General features: G+C 39.1%; 7 protein-coding genes and 2 pseudogenes. 5 read left to right on the top strand and 4 right to left on the bottom strand.

Going from position 1 to position 5,871, the window contains the following annotated elements; all coding sequences use genetic code 11:
• Positions 1–117, top strand: a pseudogene (locus ACEN4N_RS10870) (IS30 family transposase); the annotation flags it as partial.
• A 59-nt stretch (positions 118–176) separates the two neighbouring features.
• Here ACEN4N_RS10870 and ACEN4N_RS10865 read toward each other — a convergent pair.
• Together ACEN4N_RS10865 and ACEN4N_RS10860 are read right to left on the bottom strand one after the other, a co-directional pair.
• Positions 177–755 (bottom strand): rhodanese-like domain-containing protein, encoded by a 579-nt coding sequence (locus ACEN4N_RS10865; protein ID WP_407090347.1) that lies wholly within the window; start codon positions 753–755, stop codon positions 177–179.
• 142 nt (positions 756–897) lie between these two features.
• Positions 898–1,227, bottom strand: coding sequence for a four-helix bundle copper-binding protein (locus ACEN4N_RS10860; protein WP_407090348.1), 330 nt, complete (start codon positions 1,225–1,227; stop codon positions 898–900).
• Positions 1,228–1,426: 199 nt separating this feature from the next.
• Here ACEN4N_RS10860 and ACEN4N_RS10855 point away from each other — a divergent pair, with 199 nt between their 5' ends.
• Positions 1,427–2,713, top strand: a complete 1,287-nt coding sequence (locus ACEN4N_RS10855; protein WP_407094228.1) for a competence/damage-inducible protein A — start codon at positions 1,427–1,429, stop codon at positions 2,711–2,713.
• 469 nt (positions 2,714–3,182) lie between these two features.
• Here ACEN4N_RS10855 and ACEN4N_RS10850 read toward each other — a convergent pair whose 3' ends face one another.
• The gene (locus ACEN4N_RS10850; RefSeq protein ID WP_407094227.1) at positions 3,183–3,734 is read right to left on the bottom strand and encodes a hypothetical protein; all 552 of its coding nucleotides are present in this window, start codon (positions 3,732–3,734) and stop codon (positions 3,183–3,185) included.
• Positions 3,735–3,821: 87 nt separating this feature from the next.
• Here ACEN4N_RS10850 and gloB point away from each other — a divergent pair, with 87 nt between their 5' ends.
• From gloB to ACEN4N_RS10835, 3 genes are read left to right on the top strand one after another with little or no spacing between them, the layout of a single operon-like run.
• Positions 3,822–4,523 (top strand): hydroxyacylglutathione hydrolase, encoded by a 702-nt coding sequence (gene gloB / locus ACEN4N_RS10845; RefSeq protein ID WP_407094226.1) that lies wholly within the window; start codon positions 3,822–3,824, stop codon positions 4,521–4,523.
• A 24-nt stretch (positions 4,524–4,547) separates the two neighbouring features.
• A complete protein-coding gene (locus ACEN4N_RS10840; protein ID WP_407094225.1) occupies positions 4,548–5,012 on the top strand; it encodes a SixA phosphatase family protein in 465 nt (154 codons plus the stop codon).
• A 20-nt stretch (positions 5,013–5,032) separates the two neighbouring features.
• Complete coding sequence (locus ACEN4N_RS10835; protein ID WP_407094224.1) at positions 5,033–5,557, top strand: hypothetical protein; 525 nt, start codon at positions 5,033–5,035, stop codon at positions 5,555–5,557.
• 198 nt (positions 5,558–5,755) lie between these two features.
• On the opposite strand, the pseudogene ACEN4N_RS10830 reads toward ACEN4N_RS10835, so the two are convergent.
• A pseudogene (locus tag ACEN4N_RS10830) lies at positions 5,756–5,871 on the bottom strand (IS30 family transposase); the annotation flags it as partial.

The following is a 5,871-nucleotide window of genomic DNA, read 5'->3' as shown; positions in this document are numbered from 1 at the left end:
GTGTCATCGATTGCACACAAACGGAACACGATTCCACGGAAATCCTTACACTACCGAACACCGTTGGAAGTATTTTTGAGTTACTTAGATGAAGCAGTTTTGTCTAGCTTAATTTGACAAATCAAATCTATAAATACTAACTTTGGATACACCGACTTTACTAACATTGCAAAAAGTTAATAAACTGCCTGTTGAACGGCTTTCATCCCACCTTCAATGACGACAGGTTTATAGCCTTTATTAGCTAGAAAAGAAGCAGCTGCAGTTGCGCGATTACCTGAGCCACATAGTGTATAAATCTTCTGGTCTTTATCTAACTTTTGGTAGGTGGAAGGTAAGTCTTCAAGTGGAATATTAATTAAATTCTCTTCAGGGGCAGGACGTGTAATCTCATCAGGATGTCTGAGATCAAGTAAAATATAGTCATCTTCTACTGCAAGAAAATCATGTACGTTGATGGATTTGATTTGTTGTCTGCTTTCTATCGGAATATCGTGTGCTAAAATATATCCTTGAACATCAATAAATCCGACTTCTTGGCTCAATAATTCAAGCTCGTAAATGAAATCTTTTGATTCTTCATTAATAATAAAAATGATAGCTTGATCCGATGCGATAAATGATGAGGCGTACTTTTTGAAATTACTTGGATTAAGATTCAGCGTCTTTGGACCATGTCCAGCTTGATAGTCCAGTTGTCCACGGACATCGATGAGTTGTTGATTATTTATGTGTTTGTAATTGAGTTTTTTCATGGCGATAGTCTCCTTAGATGTTTGTATCGTAAGTATAACGGAGCAATATAGATAAGACAAAATGAAACGATTCTGTTTTTAAAGTTGAGACAAAAAATGAGTATAAGCCTCCCTTAGGAACTTATACTCGTCTTCTAATAAATTATACTGCTAAATATTCTTTACATGCTGCTTCGCATTCACGACACGCTTTAGCGCATTCTTTACAGTGATCGTGATCATGTTGTTCACATTCACTTGCACAAGTATCACAAGCTTTAATACACAACGCAATCGACTCATCTAACAAGGGACTTTGACGATGTGAGAAAGATACAACCATACCACATATATCAGCACAGTCTCGGTCTGTCCGAATACATTCCGCCATCATTTTTACGTCTTCTTCTTGCAAGCATCTATCAAAACAGTGCTCGCAAGCTTTTTGGCATGCCATTACTTTTTCGATTAATTTCTCTTTTGCTTGTACCATAATTTTCCCTCCTTATTTTTCTATTATCTTTATTATTATTGTACAATAAGCTTACTATGTATACGCTTTATCTGCAAATGATATCCATTTACTTAGGCGACCATTCTCGCAAAATGCACTCGTACAGTTTTTCTATCCACTAAACAGTTGTGATAAACTGAAAGATAATAAAAGTAAAAAAATCTGGGAGGTTGATTGAATGAAAGCAGAGATTATATCAGTCGGTTCAAGTTTGTTAAAAGGCTTAGTTGAGAATAAAAATGCAGCTTTTATTGCTCGTAAGTTGACTTCTGTAGGTATTAATGTGACTCAAGCAGTTATGATTGATAATTCTAAAGAAAAGCTATTGGAAACCATTGAGAAAGCAGAGCAACAAGCAGATGTACTCGTGTTTACAGGTGGCTTAGGTCCTGATGAGGACGATATCGTCAAAACAACACTATCAGAGCATCTCGATAAACCACTGGTCTTAGATGATGACACACAAAACCGAATTATTACTTACCATAAAAATTCAGACTTAATCATGCCAAAAAATAACCAACTTCAAGCGCTAACTTTACTTGATTCGATTCCGTTAGTGAATGTCACAGGTCTCGCTTTGGGAATGTTTTATCAATCTGATACCCATACGTATATCTTACTACCAGGACCAACTGATGAATTAAAACCCATGTTTACCGAGAAAGCCTGGCCACTTATTATTGAGCATCTTTTGAATGGACAAGTCGTCTCAACAAAGCTAGTCCGACTGTTTGGTTTAACAATGGCTCAAGCGCAGAGAAATCTCGGTGATATTTTGGTATCTGACGACTCGACATTTATTGAGATTTTTCCAGCGGGTTTAGAGATTGAAGTTCAGATTACTGCGAGAGGTCTTGACGCCGATGAGGTTCATCAACTCATTGCTAAAGCTGAGAGTGAGATTGAAAAAAGTGTTGCTCCTTATATTATTGGCTACGGTGATCAAAATTTACCTAATATTGTAAGAAAGCTACTAAAAGAGAAGGAGCTTAAAATAACTGGGGCTGAGAGTTTAACAGGGGGCGCATTTTTAAGTGATTTGTCGAGCTTATTTGAAGCTGGCCTATTTTTTGATGGAGGGATGGTTACGTATGATGAATCCATTAAAAAAGAAGTTCTAGGTGTAGATGAGGAAGTCATTGAAACGCATGGTGTAGTGAGTGCAGAGTGTGCATTTGAGATGGCTGAAAAGGCACTTGAAGCGTTTGGGGCAGATCTCGCTGTGTCCTTAACGGGAGCGGCAGGGCCAAGTTCACTAGAGGGTGAGATACCGGGAACTGTCTGGATTGGTGTGGCGGTTAAAGAGAAGTCTACTTTTGCGAAGAAATTCCACTTTGGATACAAGCGTAATCAGAACCGTGAATACTCTGTTTGGAGTGCATTTAACCTGATTCGTCAGGTTCTTTTGGACGAAGAGATTGAATCAATAATTTATAAAGAAAAAGTGAAAAAAGATGAATGAAACGCTTGACAAGCAAACGCTTACATGGTACTATGTAGTTAGTAAAGAGAGAGATGCAACTGTAAGTAAAGATTGGCGTTTCACTCTTTACGACAGAACCGTCTTAAAGGTTCGGAGTAGCAGTGAAAGTGCTACTCAGCGTATCAGGACTATCTGTTGTTTACCATAATGCTAGAGGTAACTGTGTAAAGAAATAGCGAAGTCTAGTAGATGTATATAAATGACAGTGGTGTGTATTTAAGTTTAGATGTGCAAGTGTGAAGAAATTTGCATTTCAACAGGTAGTGACCAATACGCAGAAAGTAATGTGGTTCCGATGCAAGAAAAGTATAAATTAACACACAGAAAAACGACACGCAACACACTCGTTTATTCAGATATATAGTACCAAACGGAATGACATTACTAAATTTTTAGGGGAAGGGCATAAAGCCCTTCCTTTTTGTATTGGAATGGATTTGGTTGGCGGCTAGAGTACAATCGCGAATGCGTGTGGCAAGAAATCGCTCAACTCAAGCCAAATGACAATCCCGTTTGTCTCAAGTTCACCCAACTCAAGCCAAATGGCAACTCCGTTTGTCTCGAGTTCATCCAACTCAAGCCAAATGACAATCTCGTTTGTCTCAAGTTCACCCAGCTCAAGCCAAATGACAACTCCGTTTGTCTCGAGTTCACTCAACTCAAGCCAAATGACAATCCCGTTTGTCTCAAGTTCGTCTAACTCAAGCCAAATGACAACTCCGTTTGTCTCGAGTTCACTCAACTCAAGCCAAATGACAATCCCGTTTGTCTCAAGTTCGTCTAACTCAAGCCAAATGACAATCCGGTTTGTCTCGAGTTCATCCAACTCAAGCCAAATGACAACTCCGTTTGTCTCAAGTTCGTCTAACTCAAGCCAAATGACAACTCCGTTTGTCTCAAGTTCACTCAACTCAAGCCGAATGACAACTCCGTTTGTCTCAAGTTCATCTAACTCAAGCCAAACCACCCCGCCATTTGTCTCAAGTCTGCATTTTCCCAACTCCCACAAGTAGTATCACAAGAAAAGTTCTGTAAACTTTGCTAAGATTAGAATAAAGATAAATATAAGCAAAGAGGAGTGAGTGATATGAATATTAATCCAGTAAAAGCCTTTTCTGACAACTATATTTGGGTCATAGATAATGGAACTGATGGAATTATTGTCGATCCTGGTGAGTCAGCGGGTGTTTTAGATTATTTTGACAAAGAAGCATTGGACTTAGCTGCGATTATCTTAACGCATAAACACGATGACCATATTGGTGGGGTCAAAGATGTCTTAGCAAAATACCCAGAGACACCTGTTTATGGACCGAAAGAAACTGCCAGTCTCAACCAAGTTACTGTCAAAGATGGCGATGAGTTTGAATTATTGAACAAAACCTTTAAAGTGTTTAAAAGCGGTGGTCATACCGAAGAGCACATCAGTTACTTAATGGGAGATGACTTATTCTGTGGGGACGCATTGTTCTCAGGCGGTTGCGGACGTGTATTCACCGGGGATTATCAAGCTCAGTATGATGCGCTTCAAACCTTTAAAGCTTTACCAAATGAGGTCAAAGTCTATGCAGCGCACGAATATACAGAAACGAATTTACGTTTTGCTCACGAGACAGATCCAACAGATCCGTCATTTACAAAAGCTTTAGAAGAAGTACAAGCACAAAGAGCAAAAGATCAACCGACTTTACCTTCGACAATTGGAATAGAAAAAGATATTAACTTGTTCCTACAAGCTGAAAACTTAGAAACTTTTATTGAATTAAGAATAGCGCGAGATAATTTTTAAGCATAGTTAAAAGGAGAGAGAATCATGGAACTGATATTCATTCGCCACGCGAAAGCTGAAGAGCGCAGGGAAGGACTCGTTGACATCGACCGCCACCTGACTGATAAAGGGAAGGAAAAATACGCAAAACTACTTCCCGAACTCGAAGAAAAACTCGGGCCACTGAAAGAACGGAACTTTGTCAGCTGGTCAAGTCCGGCTAACCGAGCACAAGAAACTGCCGCACTCGCCGCCGACAAATTAAAGCTTGAGGAACCAAGGATTCATGAATTTATCTATACTGGAGAGATAGAAAAGTTTTTAGAAGCATTAAAAACCGTTCAAGATGATGCGACGTTACTCGTCTTTGGACATGAACCGACTTTAAGTGAGTGGGTATATGAATTCACTGGTGAGTCCCGCCGGATGCGAAAAGGGTCAATGGTTAGTATGGAAGTGACACAAAGAGACCCACTCAAAGCCACATTCAATTGGCAAATCCGTACATAAGTAAGTTGAGTAGGAAAGGAATGTCGACACTGAAACCACAATATTTACAATTACAACCTTCAGCCGCCGATGAAAAACGGTGGGTAGCAGAAATTACGGGCGACGATCCGACCTTTATCCTTAGCCGAGAATTCCAACCCGAAATTGAGCCCGGCGTTTGGGCGATGTATGACGGCTGGTACCAAATTCATGGACAAACGCCTGGGATCACCCCTTTTCAAAAAGAATATGTCCGAGTCTTAGACGGGAAGATGACGCGGAGACTAGATTTCCGTTTTGTTAAAGAACATGTGCCGCAAATAAAAGCAGCGGAACCTGAACGGAAAGAACGTCTAAAGCACCAGATTATTTCTGTGTTCAATGAAATAAAAGCCGAAGTGCCTCATGAACTCGTTGATGAAGCAATCATGCAACAACAAGAAGACTTGGATATGGTCGAAACATCCCAAGAACTCCTAGGTGGGTTGAAAGTGCTATTAAAGCAAAAAGACCGAATCATCAAAAGCTACAAAGAGGCCGTCGAGAACTTTCGTGAAGAATGGTAAGCAAATTTATTAGAGAATTGTCTAGAGAGGCAGTTCTTTTTTTTGTATAAAATATGATCTTATTGTCAACTTAATTTAAGTGTAATTATATCGAAATATTTATATAAAATAGTGTAATATCAAGCTTATTTAATGTAGTTCGCAAGGCAAATAAATTTAATTGCTTTAAATTAAATGTTATATTAAGAATTTGATTTGTCAAATTAAGCTAGACAAAACTGCTTCATCTAAGTAACTCAAAAATACTTCCAACGGTGTTCGGTAGTGTAAGGATTTCCGTGGAATCGTGTTCCGTTTGTGTGCAATCGATGACA

The sequence above is a fragment of the Ruoffia sp. FAM 20857 genome, from assembly GCF_045528645.1.
Taxonomy (GTDB): domain Bacteria; phylum Bacillota; class Bacilli; order Lactobacillales; family Aerococcaceae; genus Ruoffia; species Ruoffia halotolerans.
The sequence above is the reverse complement of the archived record's forward strand: the minus strand, read 5'-3'. Positions and strand labels throughout refer to the sequence as shown.

Coding starts and splice junctions, on each gene's coding strand:
- ACEN4N_RS10865 (WP_407090347.1), bottom strand. CDS start 755: ATGAAAAAACTCAATTACAAACACATAAATAATCAACAACTCATCGAT.
- ACEN4N_RS10860 (WP_407090348.1), bottom strand. CDS start 1,227: ATGGTACAAGCAAAAGAGAAATTAATCGAAAAAGTAATGGCATGCCAA.
- ACEN4N_RS10855 (WP_407094228.1), top strand. CDS start 1,427: ATGAAAGCAGAGATTATATCAGTCGGTTCAAGTTTGTTAAAAGGCTTA.
- gloB (WP_407094226.1), top strand. CDS start 3,822: ATGAATATTAATCCAGTAAAAGCCTTTTCTGACAACTATATTTGGGTC.
- ACEN4N_RS10840 (WP_407094225.1), top strand. CDS start 4,548: ATGGAACTGATATTCATTCGCCACGCGAAAGCTGAAGAGCGCAGGGAA.
- ACEN4N_RS10835 (WP_407094224.1), top strand. CDS start 5,033: ATGTCGACACTGAAACCACAATATTTACAATTACAACCTTCAGCCGCC.